General features: G+C 28.1%; 18 protein-coding genes. 8 read left to right on the top strand and 10 right to left on the bottom strand.

Annotation, left to right across the window (positions count from 1 at the left end; translation table 11 throughout):
- Positions 1–19: 19 nt before the first annotated feature.
- Together X275_RS02830 and X275_RS02825 are read right to left on the bottom strand one after the other, a co-directional pair.
- Entirely contained in the window at positions 20–2,119 is a 2,100-nt protein-coding gene (locus X275_RS02830; protein ID WP_047267436.1) for a hypothetical protein, read from the bottom strand.
- Between the two features lie 284 nt (positions 2,120–2,403).
- Entirely contained in the window at positions 2,404–3,396 is a 993-nt protein-coding gene (locus X275_RS02825) for a hypothetical protein (protein WP_047267435.1), read from the bottom strand.
- A 98-nt stretch (positions 3,397–3,494) separates the two neighbouring features.
- Here X275_RS02825 and X275_RS02820 point away from each other — a divergent pair, with 98 nt between their 5' ends.
- The 8 genes from X275_RS02820 to X275_RS02785 all read left to right on the top strand — a co-directional run bounded on the left by X275_RS02820 (position 3,495) and on the right by X275_RS02785 (position 14,016).
- The gene (locus tag X275_RS02820) at positions 3,495–4,460 is read left to right on the top strand and encodes an alpha/beta hydrolase family protein (RefSeq protein ID WP_047267434.1); all 966 of its coding nucleotides are present in this window, start codon (positions 3,495–3,497) and stop codon (positions 4,458–4,460) included.
- The gene (locus X275_RS02815) at positions 4,450–5,472 is read left to right on the top strand and encodes an alpha/beta hydrolase (protein ID WP_047267433.1); all 1,023 of its coding nucleotides are present in this window, start codon (positions 4,450–4,452) and stop codon (positions 5,470–5,472) included. The genes X275_RS02820 and X275_RS02815 overlap by 11 nt, the downstream gene beginning before the upstream one ends.
- Positions 5,473–5,490: 18 nt before the next feature.
- Positions 5,491–7,149, top strand: a complete 1,659-nt coding sequence (locus tag X275_RS02810; RefSeq protein ID WP_047267432.1) for a sensor domain-containing diguanylate cyclase — start codon at positions 5,491–5,493, stop codon at positions 7,147–7,149.
- A gap of 86 nt (positions 7,150–7,235) precedes the next feature.
- Positions 7,236–9,662, top strand: a complete 2,427-nt coding sequence (locus tag X275_RS11310) for an HD domain-containing phosphohydrolase (RefSeq protein WP_084825085.1) — start codon at positions 7,236–7,238, stop codon at positions 9,660–9,662.
- 139 nt (positions 9,663–9,801) lie between these two features.
- Positions 9,802–10,161: a PadR family transcriptional regulator gene (locus tag X275_RS02800; RefSeq protein ID WP_052913565.1), complete on the top strand. Its 360-nt coding sequence runs from the start codon at positions 9,802–9,804 to the stop codon at positions 10,159–10,161.
- 16 nt (positions 10,162–10,177) lie between these two features.
- Entirely contained in the window at positions 10,178–10,855 is a 678-nt protein-coding gene (gene pdo / locus X275_RS02795; RefSeq protein ID WP_052913563.1) for a protein disulfide oxidoreductase, read from the top strand.
- Positions 10,856–10,858: 3 nt separating this feature from the next.
- Positions 10,859–11,815 (top strand): thioredoxin-disulfide reductase, encoded by a 957-nt coding sequence (trxB, locus tag X275_RS02790; protein ID WP_047267431.1) that lies wholly within the window; start codon positions 10,859–10,861, stop codon positions 11,813–11,815.
- Positions 11,816–12,333: 518 nt separating this feature from the next.
- Positions 12,334–14,016 carry a Na+/H+ antiporter NhaC family protein gene (locus X275_RS02785; RefSeq protein ID WP_047267430.1) on the top strand — a complete coding sequence of 561 codons (1,683 nt, stop codon included), beginning with the start codon at positions 12,334–12,336 and terminating at the stop codon, positions 14,014–14,016.
- Between the two features lie 53 nt (positions 14,017–14,069).
- Here the strand turns inward: X275_RS02785 and X275_RS02780 are convergent, their stop codons facing one another.
- The 8 genes from X275_RS02780 to X275_RS02745 all read right to left on the bottom strand — a co-directional run bounded on the left by X275_RS02780 (position 14,070) and on the right by X275_RS02745 (position 23,792).
- Positions 14,070–14,567 (bottom strand): hypothetical protein, encoded by a 498-nt coding sequence (locus X275_RS02780; RefSeq protein ID WP_047267429.1) that lies wholly within the window; start codon positions 14,565–14,567, stop codon positions 14,070–14,072.
- A 395-nt stretch (positions 14,568–14,962) separates the two neighbouring features.
- Entirely contained in the window at positions 14,963–17,464 is a 2,502-nt protein-coding gene (locus tag X275_RS02775) for an adenosylcobalamin-dependent ribonucleoside-diphosphate reductase (RefSeq protein WP_047267428.1), read from the bottom strand.
- 144 nt (positions 17,465–17,608) lie between these two features.
- Positions 17,609–19,294, bottom strand: coding sequence for a carbon starvation CstA family protein (locus tag X275_RS02770; protein WP_047267427.1), 1,686 nt, complete (start codon positions 19,292–19,294; stop codon positions 17,609–17,611).
- 144 nt (positions 19,295–19,438) lie between these two features.
- On the bottom strand, positions 19,439–20,119 hold the full coding sequence (locus tag X275_RS02765; RefSeq protein WP_047267426.1) for a LytR/AlgR family response regulator transcription factor: 681 nt from the start codon (positions 20,117–20,119) through the stop codon (positions 19,439–19,441).
- Entirely contained in the window at positions 20,116–21,774 is a 1,659-nt protein-coding gene (locus X275_RS02760) for a LytS/YhcK type 5TM receptor domain-containing protein (protein ID WP_047267425.1), read from the bottom strand. Before X275_RS02760 ends, X275_RS02765 begins: the two co-directional genes overlap by 4 nt.
- Entirely contained in the window at positions 21,768–22,043 is a 276-nt protein-coding gene (locus X275_RS02755; protein WP_197072583.1) for a hypothetical protein, read from the bottom strand. The genes X275_RS02760 and X275_RS02755 overlap by 7 nt, the downstream gene beginning before the upstream one ends.
- Positions 22,044–22,055: 12 nt before the next feature.
- Positions 22,056–23,276, bottom strand: coding sequence for a M20 family metallo-hydrolase (locus X275_RS02750; RefSeq protein WP_047267424.1), 1,221 nt, complete (start codon positions 23,274–23,276; stop codon positions 22,056–22,058).
- Positions 23,277–23,318: 42 nt separating this feature from the next.
- Entirely contained in the window at positions 23,319–23,792 is a 474-nt protein-coding gene (locus X275_RS02745) for a PD-(D/E)XK nuclease domain-containing protein (protein WP_047267423.1), read from the bottom strand.
- Positions 23,793–23,846: the final 54 nt, after the last annotated feature.

The raw sequence follows: 23,846 nt of genomic DNA, 5'->3' as shown, positions 1-23,846 counted from the left end.
CCAGAGAGAGCCACCTTTATTAAATTTCTTCTGCAATAATATATACTATTTCGAGATATCTGTTTCCATATTTATCAACTTTTAAAGCAACCTGAAACCACAGAAGCATATCTCTTAAATATTCATGTGTATCATTATATAGCAATTTCTTACCAATTTCTCTTATTTTTCCACTTTTTGTTGTTCCATCCTTATATTTTACATATAAATATGCATTAGGATTGTATTTTAGTGGAGCTACAAATTTTTGCGTGAATAGTCTATATGTTGCAGGTTCAAAGGATACAAGTTTCCCACCATAAAATGTCCAGAAATATATTTCCATATCTTTAGGTTTTTGATAGAACGTTTCTTCAACTAAATCTATATTTATTTTCATTTCAGGAATAAAATGAGCTTTTTCATCAGTTTTTAACTCATTTAATTTTTTTGAAATATCCTTCCAGTAATTTACAAATGAATAATTTTCTTCAGAATCTATTTTTTCAAAATTATTATAATGACTCAAAAATTCGTTTAAAGAACTTAAATTTGCATATTCTCTTTTTGCATTTAGCCTATCTTTTACATTGAAATAATTTACAGTTGAATTTTGATAGTCTGATTTTATGATTTTCTTTCTATAATTATATTTTACTTCTGTTTTAAAAAGTATTCCTATATTATCCGGTATATCTTCAGCTTTCACTTCTCTGTGCAATTTTATGTATTTTTCTGGAATACCAGGAATTCTCTTTGTAGCAATCTTTTTCATTTCAGATAGTGTTTCAACATCAACAGAATACCATTTTATTTTTATATTATTTCCATCTATTTTAAATTTTTTGGATAAAACCAAATTATTCGGTATTTTTATTTTCCTGTTATAATCGTGTGTTGTGTTTACTATCCAGATTCCATTTTCATCTCTTTTTATTGTACCTGAACTTAAAAATTCGAATTTAGCTGTATTTTCATCTTTTTCATCAAGATATTTATAATTCATAGCAAAGGATTTACCATTATAATAATCTTCTTTTTGCCTTTTTAACGTTTTTGTGTGTGATGTATTTTCTACAATATTTTCAATATAATAATTTGTTTTTACTGTAATTTTAGAATTATCAAGTGTTATCAATTCGCCATCTTTGGTTTTGAATTTTACAACATCATTGGAAAATTTATATGGTTCTATATATTTTACTATTGAACTGGAAGTTGATTTGATTTCAAACAATATAGGTTCTCCTGTTAAAGTTGTTTTTGGTAAATAAGATATCATATTGTTTAAAGTTCTTACAGGAATTAATTCATCTTTATTTATCTGCTTTGGAATATTTCCAAAAATTACACTGATTAATGAATAAAACTGTGCTCTATTGATCAAACTGTCACCTTTAAATGTGTTATTTTCCTGAAAATAAGGTAGTTTTATAACAGGTATAATCTTACCATCATATTTTATAAAAAAGTATTTTTCAAATACCGAAATATAACCAATATCATCAGGAGAGCTTATCCCTGCACCGAGTCTATAATTTAATTCTTCTGCATAGGTAATCATGTTTTTCGTATTTGTCATTGGAATATAATAGCCAAAATTCCAGTTGTTTTCCAAAGCATATAGTGTAAATATTTTTAAAATATATTTTATTGCATCAGATTTATCTATTTTTTTTAATGGAATATAAGAATCAAAAAGAGGTACTCCAAGTTTGCTTTTAAAATATTCATTAATATATTCCATATATCCAAAGTTTCTTGAAAAATCATAACCGTTTTGAATATAAATTTTTTCTAAATCGGATTTTATATCTTCAAATGTCGGTGAAGAAAGTGGATACTTTTTTAATATTTGATTTTCTAATCCCAGAATTCTAGCTGCAGAAACAGCAACTTCTACTGTATATACATTATCCTGTGGATAAAAATTATATGAAAATCTTGAGTCAAATACTGGAAAATTTGTTTCAGAATCAAGATTTTCATATAAAGCAATATTTATTAAATTCTGCAAATTTGTCGGTAATCCTTTAACTGAATCATCAACATTAAAAAACAATATAGGTTGCTTTGGAGAATTTACTGAAAATACCAATAAAGAAATTAGCAAAAATAGTGAAATCCCAAACTTTTTCACAATAACACCCCCGAGTATAAAATTTTATAGAATGTCTAAATTTTACTTTTAGAATCCTTTATAATGAATAATATTCTCTATAATTTTATCATAGATATCTTTATTTTGATATATTCTTTATTTATATTCGACCTCTTTTAACTAAACTTTAACATTAAAAGGTGCAAAAAAGGATAATATATTTCCCCTATTAACTCTTATATTATTCTTCACCTGATAAACAACCTTTTTTCAGTCTATATAATGCGCACACATTATTAATGACACTATAAATATAGTTAATATTAAAGTTTAAATTTTTCAATTTTCAATAATTTATTTTCATCAACTTTATATTCTTTAAATCTATCATTGGAAAGTATATAATAGTCAAATTTTTTGGAGATATATATTATCATTTCATCTGCAGGTGAATTAAAATAAACTCTTTTCTTTTCAGCTAATCTTTTTAAGGCTTTCCTATCATCTTCATTTAGAAAATATTCTATATTATTATCAAAAACTATATGAACCGGGAAAAATACAATTTTTTCAAGAAACATGTTGTCAAGTATTTCTATTAATTGTTGAATTGAATTTTTGTTTTCATATCTAATTACATTGCTTCCGTCAATAACAATACCTTTTACGGAATTTGTATTGAATAATTTATAATGATAATAAGAAAAATTTTTTAATTGAATATTTAAAATATGTTGTTCAAAATCATTAAGACTTTTATAAATATCCATAAGTTTTTTAAAATATGCTTTTTTATCCTCAAGAAAGTCAAGATTCAGGATTTCATCAAGCAGATTTTGAATGAATGGATTTTTTTCATCGAGAGGCACATATGTCATCAAGGCATATAAATCAATATAATCTTTAAAAGGTAATTTTTTAAAGATTACTTTTGGGAAATATAATTCTATACCATATTTTTTTAATTTTTTTTCATAACCTCCCGGCGGAAATTTTTCTGGATACATCAGGAATTTTATTGTTTCAATATCTTCTTCTAATAGGTTGTAATATTTTTTCAAATCGTTTATTCTGTTTTCTTTTGGTTTTTCTACTATATGAATCAGTAAAAATTGCAAATCATTTAAATGTTTGTTCAATATTTTCCTTTCAGCATTTTTGCTTAAAAATTTAAGTATGGATAATAATTTTCTATGCGTTAATTCTTGTGGTTTTAATAACCATTTGTTTATCTTTGATATTTCTCTTCTTGTATTTTGATTATGAATAGAAAAATCTTTTTCTTCTATTATTTTTAATATCTTACCAAAACTCATATCTATTTGCTCCTTTTGATTTTTTATTGTATAATTAGATTATCAGTATTTTAAAAAATAAAAATCTATTAAGATTTAAATGATTACAGGTGATTATTTTGAATAAAGAAAAACTAAAAAAGGTATACACAATATTTATTATAATTCTCTCATTCTCATGGGGAGGAATTGTCTTAATATATGGATTTGTTTTATGGTCTATTATATATATTTCAAATTTGTTATTTAGGAAACTACCTATAGATACAAATTACTCTGGTATTGTAAAAACTTATGTATATAAAAAGATTAAAAATAAAGAATTGAAACTGGATATATATTATCCAGAAGGGAAAAAAGAATTGTATCCGATAATCTTTTTTGCACATGGTGGTGGATGGGTTTCCGGTTTTAGAAATCAAAAAAACAATGTATCATGGTGTAAATTTTTAGCCTCCAGAGGATTTGCCGTTGTTTCTATTGATTATAGGCTTGGTATTTCACATACTATGAATGAAATATTATCTGATTATACAGATGCTCTGAATTATATAAAAAATAACTCAAAGAATTTATTTTTAGATAAAAATAACATTCTCTTAATGGGGTTGTCTGCTGGAGGGCATCTTACATTATTATACTACGCATACAATACATTTGTAAAGAATATACAACATGTTGAAGGTATAAAAGGGGTTATTCTGTATTATACTCCTGCTAATTTAAAACATTTATTCGATAAAGAAGTAAAATCTATTTTTGCAAAGGTTGCAACAGCAACTACATTAAAAGGGCTTCCAACCCCATCTAAAGAAGGGGAATATTTATATTATTCACCAATTTTCTGGATTAATGAAAATATGAAACCTGTGTTGCTGGTTCATGGAAAAGAGGATAAAACCGTCCCATTTTCATCTTCAATTGAGCTGTTAAAAAAATTAAGAGAAAAAGGAATACAGACTAAAATATTAGTCCATAAAAATGGAGATCATGCCTTTGAATTTGAAAATAATGATATTCAGACTATAAAGATATTAAATGAAACAATAAAGTTTATAAGGGGATTGATGAAAAATGAAGATTGATTTTTCATATGAAAAGAAAAAAATTGATTATATTTCCGGTTTTATTTTTAAAGGAAAGCACTATAGATGCAATTATATCAGATTCAATACACTTTATAAAAATCCAGCCAAAGGCACAGAAATTGTTGAAATATATAATTTTATGCCAAAAGACAAAACATATGCATCTGCTTTAATTTTACATGGACTCGGTAGTGCAAATGTTAAATACATGTTATGGATGGCAAGAAGACTTGCAAGTGTGGGGATAAATACATCTATTTTAATTTTGCCTGGGAATTATACAAGAGTGGATAAAAACTCTGTCAGCGGGAGAAATTATTTGTGGCCGAATATAAAAACAATGTATAAATTTTGGGAACATGGTGTTGTCGATGCATTATCTACAATTGATTTTTTAAAACAGGAAGGGTTATGGAAAAAAGAAAATATTCTTATAGGATATTGTCTTGGTGGAATGGTTGGAACTATTGTTGAAGCTTTAAATCCTCAATTAAAACATCTTTTACTTATGACAACAGGGGGAAATTTACCGGAGATATTATATAATTCTCCTGCAACAAAATTTGTAAAAAGATTGATAGAAAAGGGTTTTAGAGAAGATTGTGATCTGCATAATCCTGAAAAAATTTTTGAAATTTATAAAAAACAGTTTGGATTTGTAAGAAAAATGTCTTTAAAAGAATTAATTGAATCAGATAATATTCACCCTTTATTTAAGGTTGATCCGCTGTCGTACGCGCACTTAATTGATTCTAAAAAGGTTACGTTTGTTGAAGCAATTTTTGATAAAACACTTTCAAAAAAAAGCAGAAGGATGTTAGCAGGCGAATTTAAAGAGGCAAGATATTATATAATCCCAACGGGACATGTAACGTGGTTGCCCTTTGAATTTTTACTGGCTAAAAATATCATGAACTTGCTAAACATCGATGATTTGAGAATAAAAGCCAGACTTTATGGATTCGATGAGATTGATGAAGTTCTCGATGATGAAATACTAAAAAAATAAAAACAATGGGGGGACATAATGGTTAAAAAGATTACTTGGGGATATACAAAAAAAATAATTTTTGAAGCAATTTTGAGTTTTTTTATTTTAATTTATTTTCCTTTTGATTTCAACTTTGATTTACACAAACTTTTTGGCGTTTTATTAATAACATTTATATCAGATAATATCAATGTGAAATGGAAAAACGAGAAGCGTCTTGTATCAAATATTCCTGGATTTTTAATTGCATTTTTATTAGGACCACAATATATATTCTATTCCGCTGCGATTACTATATTAAGAATAGATAATAAAGTTAGTCTTATACAGAGAATTAGAAAATTCTTTGTATATTTTATAATGTATTATGGTTCGTATATAATTGTTGAAAAACTTGAATTTAATATAAATATTTATTTTGAATTATTTTTGTTTGTTACTATTGCCAAGATACTAAATACAATTTTTGTTGATAGCAAAAACTTTAAATTGAATATGTTTTTTATAGAATATATATTTTTTATTGCCACATTACCAAGTATATATTTATATTTGATATCCAAAAATCTTTTAGTAAGACATTATTTTTTACTTCAAAATTTGTTATTTTTAGGTATATATTTTTTTATAACCAAATATCTTTATGAAAAGGAAGAAGAACGAGTTAAAAATAAAAGATTAAAAAAATTTAATGAAATTATGCTGGAATTCTCTAATTTATTACATGCATATTCTATTAAAGCATCAAAAGAAGTTATTTTAAAAGAGGTTGCGAAGCTTCTTAATGAAAAATTTCAATATAAATATGTATTAATTTCAGAGATCGATTATCAAAACGATGAAATTAAAAGAGTTACATATGCAGGTTTTTCAAAAGAGGATTTTGAAAAATTAATAAAAAGAAAAGTAAGAGCGTCAGAAATTATTGAGAATGTATTTAAAAATGAGTACAGACATGGTGAGGTATATTTTATACCTAATTTTGCAGAAAATATAAACGAAAATAACTATTTTATTTTTGAGCAAAATATAACAGCAAATATTTATAATAAAGATTATTTATGGAATGAAAAAGATTTACTGGCACTTACACTGAGAGATAAGAATGATGAAATAATTGGATATATCTCATGCGACACTCCGGAAGATGGTTTAAGACCAACAACAGAAGATATGCAAACATTATCAGTATTGGCAAAAATAGTATCTATGATACTTATTCATGGAAATTATTTTACTGAAATAAAGAAATTAAGCGAAATAGATCATTTAACCGGATTATATAATTCATCAAAATTGAAAAAAGATTTAGAAATATATGAAAAAAGAGAAAAATTAATAGCTTTAGCCTTTATAGATTTAGATAATTTTAAACACATTAATGATAAATACGGGCATCTAAAAGGGGATAAGATTTTAAAAGAGATTTCCGATATTATAAAAGTTTCTATCAGAGAGAAGGATAAAGCTTATAGGTATGGTGGAGATGAATTTGTAATTATTTTTGAAGATGTAGACAAATTTACTGCTCGTAATATTCTAAAAAGAATAAGAAAAAAACTTTTAAAAGTTCATGTGAAATTTAGTGTTGGAATTGAGGATAACAAAAAAACTTCTATTTTAAAACTGATAAAAGTAGCTGATAAAAAAGCTTATAGAGCTAAAAACAAAGGAAAAAATAAGATAATATGTTAAAATTTTTAACCTTTTCACAACCTGAAAATTTACTTTAAAATGATATTATAGAATATACCATAATACAATAGTAAGGTGATTTTAATATGAAAAAAATATTTTTTATAATTATAATAATAATAAACATTTTTTCCTTTCCAATAACAATAGGTTTGTATAAAGCTCCACCTATTGTTATTGATAAAAATAATGGTTTTTTAAATGATATTCTTGAATTTATTGCAAATAGTAATAGTATAGAATTGAACATAATTATTGACTCACAACAAAATTTGATAGAAAAACTTAAAGGTGGCAAAATCGATGGTGTTGCCCCATTAGCTTTTACGCCCGAAAGATCTCAATTTTTTCATTTTAATCAAGAGGCTGTATTTTTTGAATGGGCTGTTATTTATACAAGAAAAAATCTTAATCTTTCATCTATTATTGATTTAAAAAATAAAAAAATTGGTGTAATGAAAACAGATATTTTTTATAAAGGAAATGGCGGAATAAAAGATATATTAAAAGGTTTTAATATTAAGGCTAAATTTGTTGAACTCGATACATATGATGATATATTTAAAATGTTGGATAAAAAAGAAATTGATGCTGGTGTTGTTCCAAGATTTTTTGGACTTGATCAGGGAAAAAAATATAATGTAAAGAAGACTTCTATAATATTTAAGCCAATTGGCGGATATATTATGTATAAGGATAATAATTTAAAAAATATTTTTGATTTGATTGATAAACAATTAAAAAAATTAAAAGAGGATAATAATTCATTTTACTATAGAACTTTTGATAAATATTTTGAACCAATTATTAGAGAAAAAATACCCACCTGGTTAAAATACATGATTCTTTTTGGTTTAATAATAGCAATATTGATAATCGCAATATTTTATTTGCATTCAAAAATATTAAAAAAAAGAGTGAAAAGTAGAACTACTGCATTGAAAAAAACACTTTTAGAATTAGAAAACAAAGTTATAGAATTGAATAGTTCAAAAAAGCTTATAGAAGAAATTGTAAATTTATCTCCTAATCCAATATACATCAAAAATATAGAACAGGAAATTGTATTTGCAAATAATGCTTTTGCAAATTTACTGGGATTAAAAAAAGAAAATATTATAGGTAAATCGTTATTGGATTTATTTAACGACACAAATAAAAACCTTTTAGAAGAATCAATAATAGAAGACATTAATATTCTATCTTCGAATAAAAAAGGGTTTATTAACATATTTATGTTAAATATAAATAATAAAAAGCTTTACTTTAAAGATTATAAAACAGCAATCACTTTACCAAACAAAGAAAATGGACTTTTGGTTTTATGGGTAGATATAACAGAAAATATTAATCATCAAAAAAAACTGGAGATTACAAATGCTGAATTGCAGTTGATAAATCAAAAATTATTTAAAATAATCGATTTAATACAATATCTCGGTAATAAGGAAATTGATCTTCATAGTTATTTTGATTATTTATTAAAATTTGCTATAGAACTTTCTGAAACAGCAGATTATGGTAGTATTTCCATTTCTGATGGAGAACACTGGGAATTTATTTCTGCTGTGGGTTATGATATTGAAAAATTAAAAAATTTACCACTTAAAAGTAAATATATGATAAAAACAGGTGAAAAACTAAAAGTAATGAAAGGCAAAGATTTAGAGAAATATAATAAAAAAGTCTTTGATAATGAAAAAATAAAACATGAATTTTTAAAAATAACTAAACCAATTAATGAAATAATGATTGCTACTATAAGAATCAGTAAAGACAAATTATTGAGTTTTTCTTTAGAAACATCAGATGATAACAAAAAATCTTTTAATGATAATGATAAAATAATATTTCAGGCATTTATTAATATTGCAAAAACAACGCTATCTTCCAAATTAAATATAGATCAGGTAAAAAATGCATATCTTAATTTTGCAAGTAAATTGGCATTAATAGCGGAAGCACATGATGATATAACTGGACAGCATATATATAGAGTAGGAGAATTAGCATCTTTTATTGCAAAAAAATTAAATTTACCTTCTGAAAGAATTCTTGAAATACGAGAATTTGCTCCGTTGCATGATATAGGAAAAATTTTTATTCCACTTGAAATATTAAATAAAAAAGGTAGACTAACAGATGAAGAATATGAGATTATGAAGAAACATACAATTTATGCTGAGCGATTATTGGGCGACGATCCTTATTTTGATACCGCCTTAAAAATAGCTATATATCATCATGAAAAATATAATGGTGGAGGTTATCCTTTTAACTTAAAAGGTGAAAAAATACCAATAGAGGCACAGATAGTTTCAATAGTAGATGTTTATGACGCACTTCGTTCAAAAAGGCCATATAAAGAAGCATTATCGCATGAATCTGCTATGAAAATTATATTAGAAGGTGATGATAGAACTTCTCCTGAAGATTTTAATCCGGAAATTTTAAAAATTTTCAGAAAATATTCCAATGAAATTAAGGAGATATATAATTCATTTTCGGATTAATAATACTAAATTAATTTTGTAACTCTTTTTAAATATAACAAATACAGTATTGTTATCTTTCTTTGTTGACAAATATATACATTTTGTATATAATATGATTGATGATATCAGACTTTTTTTGTTATATTTGGAGGGAAAAATGGAATCCATGAATAAATGTAAAGTCTTTAATAAAAGCGGGAAATTAATATGTGATCTTTTGTTGATACTAATTGCAGAGAAAGCCAGTTATGGCTATGAATTATCAAATAGATTATGTGAGATGGGAATAACTATACCAGAAGGAATTGGTCAAAAAGGAAGGGTATACAGAGCTTTATCTGAATTGGAAAAAAGAAAAGAAATAGAATTTGATTGGGATATCACATCTAGCCCACCAAGAAAAATATATAAAGTTACTAAAAAAGGAAAAGAAAGAATAAGTAATTTTATTATAGAGATGGAAGAGCAAATTGTAGTATTGAAGAATTTTATTAAAAAAGCAAAAGAAAATATATAATTCGGAGGTGTTTTTTGTGGAAAAATTATTAGATGAAAAAACATTAGAACAAGTTAGGGAATTATTATCAGAAATGAAAGGCAGAGTAAAAATAATATTATTTGAAAAGGAAAATTGCGAATATTGTGATGTAACAAAACAGTTATACACAGAATTAAAAGAAGGTGTTGAAAACGTAGATTTGGATATTTATGATATAAACTCACCTATTGCCGAAGAATATGAAATAGATAAAACTTTAGCTCCAGCTACAGTTATATTAGCCTCAAATGGGACAGATTTAGGTGTAAGATTTTATGGTATACCATCCGGACACGAATTCAGCACATTATTACAGGATTTGATATTATTATCCAAAAATGGCGAAGTAGAATTATCCGAAGATGCTGTAGCAAAATTAAGAAATATAAATAAAAAAATGAGATTAAGAGTTTTTGTTACCCCAACATGTCCATACTGCCCAAGAGCAGTATTATCAGCACAACAAGCTGCAATGATAAATGAAAACATCAATGGTGAAATGGTTGAAGCAAATGAATTTTTCGAAATATCTTCAAAACATAACGTAAGTTCTGTCCCACATACTGTTATAGAAGTATTTGAAAATGGCGAATGGGTAGTAAAAGGTGAATTCATAGGTGCATATCCTGAACCAAACTTTGTTGAAGAAGTATTAAAAGCTGTGGAGGGATAAACAATGTTTTTTGATTTGGGAACCTCTAAAAGTAAAAGCAATATAAAAGAATATTATGATATGATTATTATAGGTGGAGGTCCTGCTGGTGTTGCAGCTGGTATATATGCTGTTCAAGGTGGAATCAAGCCGTTGATAATAGAAAAGGATTTAGATGGTGGTCAGATTAATTTAACCGAATATGTTGAGAATTATCCTGGTTTTTCATCAATTACTGGTGAAGAATTAGCAGAAAAAATGGGAGAACATGCTAAGAAATTTGGTGTTGAATTTCATTATGGTGAGGTTATTAATGTAAATTTTGAGAAAGAAGAAAAAATAATTTCTCTTGATGATGGAAATATTGTAAAAGCAAAAACAGTAGTTATAGCTACTGGCGCAACACCGAGGAAATTAAACGTACCAGGCGAGAAAGAATTTGCAGGTCGTGGAGTTTCTTACTGTGCAACTTGTGATGGACATTTTTTCAAAAATCAGAAAGTTGCTGTAATTGGCGGGGGAAATACCGCGGTAGAAGAAGCATTATATCTTTCAAAAATAGCCAAAGAAGTTTATATTATTCATAGAAGAGATAAATTAAGAGCCGATAAAATCTATCAGGATAAAGCATTTAATACAGCTAATATAAAATTTATATGGAATTCTGTTGTTAAAGAAATTAAAGGAGATAAAAAGGTAAATCAATTAGTACTTGAAAACAGAGAAAATGGTGAAGTATCAAATTTTGATGTTGATGGTGTATTTGTATTTGTGGGTTTATTACCTGTAACTCAATTATTTAAAGATAAAATAAAATTGGATGATTATGGATATATAATAGTAGACGAACATAGAGAAACAAATGTAAAAGGTGTTTTTGCTGCAGGAGATGTTATACAAAAAGAATTGAGACAAATCATAACTGCAGCTGCTGATGGAGCAATCGCAGCATCGTTTGCAGTAAGAGAATATTTTAATTAAAATTTGATAAATTCAAAAAAATAAAAAGGGGTTAAAACCCCTTTTTATTTTTTATCTCGCTTGATTAGGGTGTCCAATTAGTAAAGTAAGCGAAAACTCGAAAATTGCCTGAAAAAATAGCATATGAAGCCGGACAATTTTGCACGGATGCAAAATTGAGTGAAGCCGAACATGGATGTGAGTCTGATACGACCGGCGAAAATATGCTATTTTTGAAGATTAGCAATTAAGGTTTGAGCGGCTTTACTTTTTGGACAACGTATCACTTGATAAAAAACGTACAGATTTTACATTCATACAAAAAGTTTTTAACCGATGCCCGCGGCAGCGTGTATCACCGTAGGTGAGCATTGATGAATTTTAAATTTTTAATTATTTCGTTTTTTTGACATATTTTTAAATTAAATGTAACTTCGAAACACGTTAATATTATCACAAATAGCGATATGTTAATTTTCTTTGACAAAAGAGGCTTGAATATGATATAATAATTAAAAATCCATTAAAGGGGGGAGTTTATGAGAAAGAAACTCACAGTTTTTTTTATCATGGTGGTGTTTGTTTTAATGGCGACTCTGGCTTTTGCTGATGGCGGAGAAGCGGCAAAAGTAGTTTATGGATTCTGGTCGTTAATTCCACCTCTATTAGCTATTGCTTTGGCTTTTATTACTAAAGAGGTTATATTATCATTATTGTTAGGTGTTTTTTCAGGAGCATTAATTAGTGTTTTTGCTAATTCTAGTTCAGGATTTTTTATGAAATTAGTGGAAAGTTATACTAAAACATTTGAATATCCTGTAAATGCTTTAGCTGATGGATGGCATGCTGGAATTATTATCTTTACATTAACCATTGGAGGTATGGTTGGTGTTATAGCTAAAATGGGAGGAACGAGAGCAATAGCAAATGCTCTTGCTAAAAAGGCTAGAACAGCAAAAAGCGCACAATTAGCTACAGCTTTAATGGGTGTTGTCGTCTTTTTTGATGACTATGCTAATACTTTAATTGTTGGACCTACAATGAGACCATTAACAGATAAATTAAAGGTTTCAAGGGAAAAGTTATCTTATATTGTTGATTCTACAGCCGCACCTGTTGCAACTATGGCAGCTATTTCCACATGGATAGGATATGAACTTGGTTTAATTGGTGACGCATTTAAATCAATAAACGTAGATGTTAATCCATATTCTGTATTTTTCCAATCAATACCTTATAGAATGTATGGATTATTTGCCTTAGTTATGGTGTTTATGGTTGGTTTTATGATGAGGGATTTCGGACCAATGTATGAAGCAGAAAAAAGGGCAAGATTAACAGGAAAGGTTTTAGCAGATGGTGCAGAACCTATGTTATCAACAGATTTTGAAAAAGATCTTGAAAAAGATAATATACCTTTAAAAGTTTCAAATGCTTTGGTCCCAATTCTCACTTTGATTATTTTTGCTTTTATTGGATTATGGTATTCTGGTGGTGGACTTGATAAACCTTTTACATGGGATGGCATCAGAGACGCTTTTGGTGATGCTGATGCTTCAGCAGCATTAATATGGGCTTCAGCTTTAGCAAGTATTGTTGCTATTGTTATGGCAGTGTCACAGGGAATTATGACATTGAAAAAAGCAATAGAAGCTTGGGTTGAAGGAGCCAAATCCCTAATAATTACCACAATTATATTAATACTCGCATGGTCAATTGGTTCTATAGCAACAGATTTAGGAACAGCTGATTATCTGGTTCAGATTGTTTCGAATTCATTACCAGGTTGGACAATTCCTGTTTTAGTATTTATTTTATCTTCAATAGTTGCATTTGCAACAGGTACCTCATGGGGAACTATGGCTATAATGTTACCAATAGCAATTCCTTTAGCAGCACATTATACTGGCAATGAATTGACTCCATTAATCTATGCAACACTAGGAGCTGTATTAACAGGAGCAACATTTGGAGACCATTGCTCTCCAATTTCAGACACAACTATTATGTCATCAATGGCATCATCCGCTGATCATATTGATCACGTAAAAACACAGTTGCCTTACGCTTTAACAGCCGCACTTATTGCTGCAATAGTTGGGTATATTCCTGTTGGTCTGGGAATGCCTGTATGGATTTCTTTGATTTTAGGTGTAGTTTCTCTCTGGGCTGTTTTGAGATTCTACGGGAAATCTACAAAATTAGAGGATTTAAAAGCCTAAATAATAACATAATTTTTAAAAAACAAAAAACCGGGATTCCTCCGGTTTTTTGTTTATAATATTTTTAATCTAAAACTTTGAATATCTTCATCTATATTTTCGTATTCTTCTTCATCAAGTTTTTTATATTCCCAATTAAATAAAGTTAAATATATTTTCCCTTCTCTACATTCTGTAAATACTGAAGGTACGGTATCTTCTTCATCTTCTACACTCATTGCTTCAACAATGAAAGAATATGCTTTTGCTTCTGTTATTGTTGCTACGTCTTTTAATAATACTTCTGCATCTTCAAACTCTTTCTCTGTTGCAAATGAAAAAGGAAAGGGAATAGGAATATCCTCTACATCAGTATCATATTCTTCAAGCATTTCTTTTAAATCATCTGCATAATCAGCATCATATTCTGCCACTTTTTCTACTAATTTTTTTATTTTTTCGCCATTTAATGAAGCCCATATCATAACTGTTGGATGAATATGATCACCATGAAATATTCCATCATTTGCTCCTTCTATAGCTGCTTCATGATAATTTTTACATTTTGCCATTTATTTCACCTCTCAATCTTGGCTCTCCTGCGGTGGGCTATCGGACAATAATATTTTACATTATTGAGCTATCGCTCGCCTATGGTGTTACACGCCTACGGCAAGTTATAGTTTTATAAATTTTATTAAAACTTTTTAAAGTATCTATAAATAATTATATACTTTAAATTTAAAATTAGGGTGTCCAATTAGTAAAGCGAGCGAAAACTCGCAGATTGTCCGAAAAAATAGCGAATGAAGCCGGTCAATTTTGCACGGATGCAAAATTGAGTGAAGCCGAACACGGATGTGAGTCTGATACGACCGGCAAGAATGAGCTATTTTTGAGGATTAACAATCAAGGTTTGAGCGACTTTACTTTTTGGACATCGTAAATTTAAAATAAAAATATCTTTTTATGAACATTTTGACCATCCACATGTTTTACATGAAATACATCCTTCTGCCATTAATAATGAATTTTTACTTAAGCATGTTGGACAGTAAGTATTTCCTTCATTATCTATATAATAGCCTTTTGTATATTCAAGTTTATTTGCATGAACAAATTTCTCAACTTCTTCTCTACTCAAAGGTTTGCCAATATGAAAAATTTCAATTTCATTGTCTTTCCAAAGTTCTTCAAAATCTTTAAGCGCAAGTCTTATTTCTTTTGAAATTCCTTTACAATATGTTCCTTTTACTTTTGAAAGTTGTTCCAATATTTCATCTACAGAAACACCTGACCTTAATGCTATTGAAGATAATCTTCCTATTATTTCTGCTGTTTCTGTTCCGTCAGATAAGAAAATTTCTATAGCTTCATTATTATCATCAAAAGATACGGTAATATAAACCGTCCCAGACTTTGTTTTGTATTTTCTTGTTACACTTTTTAATGTTTCTTTCCTTGGCTTTGCGCGTAACTTATGTTTTTCATCAAGTACAAAAAATGTTACTTTTTTATCTTCTTTTTTTGTTCTAGTTAAAACCTGTGTTTCTAATGATCCATCTCTATATATTGTAATCCCTTTTAAATTTAATTCCATGGCTCTTTTATAAATATTTTTTATATCTTCAACACTTGCTTCTTTGGGTAAATTTATTGTTTTTGAACACGATGCATCTAAATAACTCTGTATAACATTTTGAGCCAGCAAATGATCCATACCTGTTATATCCATTGCAGTTACAAATATTTTTTTTATATTCGAGGGTATATTTTCTATATTTTGAATAGATCCTTTTTCTATTATTTCGGCTTCTAATTCCTCTGTTAATATCCCATCTAACCTTTTTCTCAATATTTTATTCATGTAGGATAATGGAACTCTGTTTCCTTCTTTATCAGTCATATATCTAATGTAGGCGAGCATAAAATTCGGTTCTATTCCACTTGATGTATCGGCTAAGTTAGAAATTGATCCAGTTGGAGCTATTGTATTTACCTGAACATTTCTTTTATATTTTTTTGATTCTCCATAAAAATGTTCTTTTATAAGTGAATTCCAGGTTCTGATATTTTCAGAGTATTTATCTGACAACATAGGAAATGGTATAAATCCATTTTTATATTTTGATTTTTCAAATAATGGAAAATTTCCTCTTTCTCTGGCTAATTCTGCACTTGCAAGATGAGAATAATACGCAAATTGTGCTAAGGTTTCTGCCATAAATTTTCTACCTTCATCAGAATTATATGGCAGTTCTTTTTTGTACATAGCATCAGCAAGTCCCATTATTCCAAGTCCTATAAATCTCTGTTCTTTTGATACTTTATCTATTTGTTTTAGAGGATATACATTTATATCGATAACATTATCCAGAAACCTTACAGTCCAGTATATTAATTCTTTAAATAATTCTTTATTATCACCATCAGGATTGCCAGTTTCTACATAATCTACAACCTTTGATATATCGATAGAACCCAAATTACAGCTCCCATATGGCGGTAAAGGTTCTTCTCCACAGGGATTAGTAGCGCTTACAGGTGTAACATCCTCTAAAGCATAATATTTATTATGCCGCCCTAAAAATAGCATTCCAGGATCTCCAGATTTCCACGCATTATTAGCAATTAAATCAAATAATTCTCTTGCTTTAATTGTTTTTTTTATATTTGAATTAGGATGAGATAATTCTATTTCTTCATCATTTTCTAATTTTTTTAAAAATTCTTTAGGATCATCAAAATTAACCGAGATATTAAAATAATTTAATACAGATTTTCCATCATTATTTTTTTTCGAATTTATAAAATCAATAATATCCGGATGATCATAACGCATTACTGCCATCTGAGCTCCGCGTCTTGCACCTCCCTGTTCTATAGTTGAGGCTGTAGTGTTAAATACATGCATAAAACTTATGGGACCAGATGATTTTCCGCCTGTACCAGCAATTGAACTGTCTTTTGGCCTTAATACTGAAAAATCATAACCCACACCTCCACCATATTTTTGAATTAAAGCTGCATTTTTTACAGCTTCAAAAATGCCATCCATCGAGTCTTCAAGCGGAACTACAAAACATGCTGATAACATATTATGTCTTGTTCTTGAATTATATATTTTTTTATAATCTTCAAATGTCATTTCGTCTATTTTTTTTGAAAATAAATCATTTGGCAAAGTTTTTCCCGCGTTAAATAATGTTGGACTATTTGGCAAAAAAACTCTGCTATTTAGTAATTTAAAAAATTTTATTTCAGTATTTTTTATGAATTCCAAATCATCAGTATATAATGTTTCAGAACTTACTATGTATCTCGATACTCTTTTTGATATATCTTTCCATGTATGTTCTATGTAATTCCCTTCACCATCTTTTAATAGATATCTGTCTCTTAATATTCTTTCGGCATTCTCTGATGGTTTTATATCGCTATAAATATCCAAAAATTCGTCAAGATTCATAATAAATAACACCCCCATATTTTTTCTCTAGATGTTATTATACCACAATATGTTGTGTTTTCTTAGTTTTGTTACACAACATATGTGTTAATTTTGATTTAATAATAAAAAATAGCAGCTCAAAAGAGCTGCTATTTTTTATTATTAAATTTCCTCTTCTACTACTTCAGGTTCTTTGTTTGCTTTTGCTATTGCAATAAATCCTTCTATTAAAATCCAGAAAGCTATTATAAGGGTAACCACAGTTACAAAGATAAGAAGACCATTATTTGCCGCAATGAATTTCTTTAAGTTCAAAGTTGTTGCATATAATGTTATAATCATCATAAATAACATGGGTAATCCTGTAATCCATATAGGTTTTTTCTTTTTAGCAAGATATACTGTTCCTATTAATAATGCCAAACCTGCTAAAAGCTGGTTTAATGCACCAAATACAGGCCATAAAATTAATGCTCCCTTACCTCCATCAGCTGATAATGCTAATGCCATTGCTGCCAATATAACTACTGCTGTAGAAATAAATCTATTTTTTAAAGGCTTTATAACTATTTCTTTTTCTTTATTTGTAAATAATTCCTGTAATGCGAATCTTTGAATTCTTGCTGATGAATCCATAGTTGTTCCAGCAAATGAAACAATGAATACAGCCATTATTGTTTTTGCAAGATCAAGAGGGATACCATATGAATTCATTAAGTTCGCTGAACCATTAATTACAGCAGATAATTTTGCTCCCAAACCACTTGCTGCTGCCCATGATGCATAATGTGATGTAAATGCTTCAACTCCTCCTCCATTCATCCCTAAACCAGCAGTAACTGCAATTATTACTATCGTTGCTAAAACACCTTCCATTATCATTCCGCCGTAACCTATTGCATGTGCATCTGTTTCCTTTTCAAGTTGTTTAACAGTTGTTCCAGAAGCAGCCAAACTATGGAATCCAGAAATAGCGCCACAGGCTATTGTTATAAATAATATAGGGAATATTGGTGGTGCATCAGGTACTGTTTGAAATGCTGGAGCAACTATTTTAGGGTGACCAACTATAATACCCAATACTAATAGGGCAATGGCTATCAATAATTCATGTGAATTTATATAATCTCTTGGTTGTAGTAACTTGTGAACAGGCAATGTTGAGGCAAAAAATACATATGCCATTAATATATAAATCCATGTAACAACAGAAATACCTTTTATTGGGAAGATTACTCCTATTGCTATTGTTACATACATTAATATAACAGCTATAATAGAATATACTGTATCATTTTTTCCTTTATTATATATCATATAACTTAGCCACATTGCTATCGGTATTTCCATCCATACAGGAAATACAGATTGTGGATACATATTAAATAATAAGGCAACTATTAATCCAAATACAGCTAATACTATCCATAATAGGAATTGTATTAATACAAGGAATATTTTAGCTGTTCTTTCGTTTATTAAATTTCCTGTTAATTCACCTATAGTCTTTCCCTGATTTCTTGCAGATACTATGAGGGATGTAAAATCATGAACTGCTCCCATGAATATAGAACCTAAAAATACCCATATAAATGCAGGAACCCAACCCCATATTACACCAATTGCAGGACCAACTATCGGTCCGGTACCAGCTATGGTTGTGAAATGATGACCAAATAATATATGTTTTTTAGTAGGAACATAGTCAACACCGTCTTCAAATTCTTTTGAAGGTACAGGATTTTTATCATCCAATTTAAAAATCTTTCTGGATATCCATTTTCCATAAGTGTTATAGGCTATCCAATATCCAACAAATGCTAATATTGCTAAAAGCAATGAGTTCATCAAAAGTTCCCCCTTTCAGAATTTTAATTTGCAATTTTTACTATATCATAAGAATTATTCCTTAATACTTAAACATGAAAAAAAATGACCTGAACGGTCATTTTTTTAGAATAAACGATATTAAATTTTCTTGACAAAAATAAATTAAATATTCAAAATATTTCTAATATTTTTTATATATGTTTTTCCTATAGGAATAATTTTTCCATTTCTCATTTCAAGTGAATTTAGGTCTTTGATAAATTTATCAACATATTCGAGATTTATTATATAAGATTTATGTACTCTTAAAAAAGAGTAAGGAATTTCTTTTTCAAATTTATTTAAATTTTTAAAGTGTTTGAGTGTATATTCACCATTTTTTGTAATTGCCAGTATTTTTTTGTTAAAATATTCAAAATAATATATTTCCTCAAAATCTAAAAATATTATTTCTTTATTATTTTCTACTGCTAATTTGTTGAGTTTTGTATTTTTGAATTCTTTTTCTATTCTATTAATTGTTTCTATAAATCTTATTTCCGAGACTGGTTTTGTCAAATAGTCCAATGCATGTACTTCAAAAGCATCAACTGCATATTCAGAATAAGCTGTAACAAAAACGATTTTATATTTTTCTAAATATTTTGAGGCTTTTATTCCTGTTATTTTTGGTAATTCTATATCAAGAAAGACCACATCAGTATCATTTTTTATTTTGCTTTTCAGAAAATTTTCAACATTTTCAAAACAACCTAATATTTCAAAAGAAGTCATTTCTTTTATTAATTCTTTCAGACTTTCTCTTGCGTAATATTCATCATCTATAATTACAACCTTTATCATACTAATTCACCAACTTTATTTTTTATTTTTATTTCAACAATTGCTCCGCCAAATATTCCAGACTTTATGCTTAATTCATAATTTTCATTATATATTGCATTTAATCTGTTTTTTATCAATTCTAAACCTTTCCCTTTAGGTTTATTTCCTAAAAAACCTTTTCCATTATCTTCTACCACAATAGAAATGGAATCATTATTTTCTTTTATTGTTAAACTTATGAGAAGTTTACTGTCTTTCATACCATGTTTTATGGAATTTTCTATAAGTGGTTGGAGAATAAATGGAGGAATTTCTTTACTTTCTGTATTTTTGTTGCATTTTATTTCATAATCCAGCTTGTCTTTGAACCTTAATTTCATTAATTCTAAATAGTTTTTTGTAAAATCTATTTCTTCTTTTATAGTAACAAGTTTTGCATTTTCATATAATGTATACCGTAGTAAATTAGAGAGATTATCTATAAATTTGTTTACATTATCAGGTTCTTTTTTTGATATATATTTGATGGCATTTAAAGTATTGAATAAAAAATGCGGGCTCAAATTTGCCATTAATTCTCTTAATTTTTCTTCTGTAGCAAGTTTTAAAGCTTCATTCATTTTTGATATAGATATTATCAAAGATAACGTTTGAGATAACTTTTTCCCAAAAACAATATCTGTATTTTTTATGGTTTTATTTTTTGAATAATATAGTTTTAAGGTACCTATTAAGTTATTATTTAAATCTTTTAATGGCAATATTATTGCCGAGTGTAAAGGGCAATCTTTTTTTTCACAATTTATTCCATTTTTTCCAATAATCTTTAAACCTTTTTCGCTTTTTATAACTTTTTTTGTTGCTCCAGTCTTTATTTTTAATCCAGAAACATGATGATCGCTTCCTATACCAACATGAGATAATATTTTTCTTTTATCAGTTAATGCTACAGCATCGAAGTCGCTATTCTCAAGGATAGTTCTGGCTATAATATTTGCGCTTTTTTCATCAAAACCAAATTCTATTGTATTTAAACTATTTTCCATAATAATAAATATTGATGTCATAGCATTCTCAGCTGTAAGTTCAAGGTTTTCTTCTAAATTTTTTATCATAAAATTTAAAAAAGAAACCCCAAGAGCATTTGTTACAACCATAGGAAATAATATATTGAAAGTTATATCATATGCAAGACTAAAAGGTTTTACCATAATTAAAACATAGGTCAGATGTATTACTTCAATAATTGTCGTATAAAATAACGTATTAAAAAAAGTAAAATGTTTTCTTCCAAAATGTTGGGATATAAGTCCACTTAATACTCCAGCTGTTACGGTTCCCAAAAAACAAGGGAATGCTGTTATTCCACCAAAGGATAATCTAAATATTGATGAGATCCCTGCAGCTATCAAACCTGATGGAATTCCACCTGTCATACCTGCCAAAATTACACCAATATCTCTGTAATTAACTATTGCACCACTGTATTCAATACCAAATATTGTTCCTAAAATTCCCAATAACCCACCTATAATACCAAGAATAATCTTATTTCTGGCAACTAATGTTTTGCCAAATATATTTTTTATAAAATATGTTTGAAAGATTATATATGTAATTACTAGTATTAAAGATACTCTTTCAAGTAATATGAGACTGATATTTTCTAACATGGGTCTCTCATCATCGCCCTATCTCCAAAATCTCCGAGGTCTTTTAATTCAGAATTTTTAATTTCTTTACGTTTCTTTTTTGCTTCTTTATAAAAATTCAAGGTTTCGTTTATTTCTATATTTTCTAAATCTTTAAGCATTTCAATAGCTTTTCCCTGAGGAGATTTTGATATGTATACAATTATTTTGTCATAATTGTGCATCACTTTTTTTATACTTCTAATGTCAACAACTCCAAGACCAAATCCATATAAAATAAGTGTTTTCATATCTATTACCTCCTATAAATTTCTCATTAAATGCGCATAAACTTTTGTGTCTGAAATTAAATGCGCTATTTTTATATATTCATTTGGTTGATGCGCTGTATGATCCATTGTTCCCCATACAACAGCTGGAAGATTTTCGTGTCTTAATATTGCAGCACATGTACCGCCACCAATCCCCCCGACAAATGCATCAATATTTCTTAATTCTTTTAAACTTTCTTTTAATTTTATAACCATTGGATGATCTGATGGTGTGGGAGCAGGGGCTTTTTCAATTTGAGGCGTTTCAATATTTATTTTAACATCGAATTTAATTTCATATTTTTCTTTGATTTTATTTATATCATCGAGTATTTCACTTAAATCATATTGGGGGAGTATTCTGCAATCAAAATAGAGTATATCTGTTCCTGGGATTGTATTTATATTATCAACATTATATTCTTTTTTTGTTGGTTCAAAGGTTGAAATAGGAACTCTCCCAAACATTTTATCTATAGCATTATATTTTTCATGTAAAAATTCATCCAACTCCTTCGCAAAATATATCGCAGCTCTATGAGCATTTCTGGCTACATTTGGCGTAGCAGCATGAGCCTGCTTTCCTTCAGTTATGATTTTTAACCATAATATGGATTTCTCTGCTATTTCAATAAATGAACCTTCATCGTTTCCAGAGTCAGGCACGTAATACCAGTCATTTTTATTGAAAATCCCTTGTTTTAACAGATATTTTATGCCATAATCACTTCCAGTTTCTTCATCAGATACAAATACTAAACCAATATTATTTTCTGGTCTTATATTTAAATCCATAATAGTTTTTAAACCAAAAAGTGTTGCTATTAAAGAACTTCCATTGTCTTCTGCTCCTCTTCCAAAAATTTTACCATCTTTTACTACTGGTGTAAAAGGGTCTGTTTCCCATAAAGAGAGATCTCCCGCTGGAACTTTATCCATATGAGTAATGAACCAGATGGTTCTTTTTGGATTTTTCCCTTTATATAACGCAACAATATTAGGTCTAAAGCCATATTTTACAGCATCATCTGGAGCATTGTAACGTTTTATTTCATCGAATTTCATAGTTTTCATATATGATTCAAGATATTCTGCAACCTCTTTTTCTCCAGGCCCTCCACCTCTTGGATTTACAGAATTAATAGAAATAAATTTTTTTAATCCTTCGATTATATCTTCTTTAAGATTTTCTACATGATTAATAATATCCATTTTTACACCCCCACAAAAAATTTACTATAAGCTTTTAATTTTTTATTTTACAATTATTTCAACATCTTTTTTATCAAAGGCAATAGCAACTTTTATTACTTTTTCTACTCCGTAACTCTTTATTTCTTTTTCATATTCCTTTTCTTCTATTTGTTTCATCCCTCTTTCTGCACTGTCTTTTAGATTTTTATCATAATCTGTTTTAAACTTTTTGAATTCTATTATTATCCCTGGTTTTGTTTTTTCTTTGGGGATTAATATTAAATCTGCTCTTCCATATCCTGCTTCTCTATTACTTTTTATTATATATTCTTTTTGTAGTCCTACACTCATTCCTAATATTAATCCATGATAGAATCTTTCTGGTTCTTTTCCGCTTATATCGTAATAACTCATACTTTCTTTTACTATGTCCTTAAATTCTTTTGTAAATCCTATTTTTTTCCCATTTATCAGTAATCTTATTATTTTGTTGTATTCTATACTACTTTCTTTTAATATGTTTAATACTGTCATTTCATATCGTATTCACCCCTTACAAGATTTGGACAAAAAATAAGAAAGTGATAT

It is taken from the genome of Marinitoga sp. 1197, from assembly GCF_001021165.1.
Taxonomy (GTDB): Bacteria; Thermotogota; Thermotogae; order Petrotogales; family Petrotogaceae; genus Marinitoga.
Note: the sequence above shows the minus strand (reverse complement) of the source record. Positions and strands in the feature narration are given on the sequence as shown.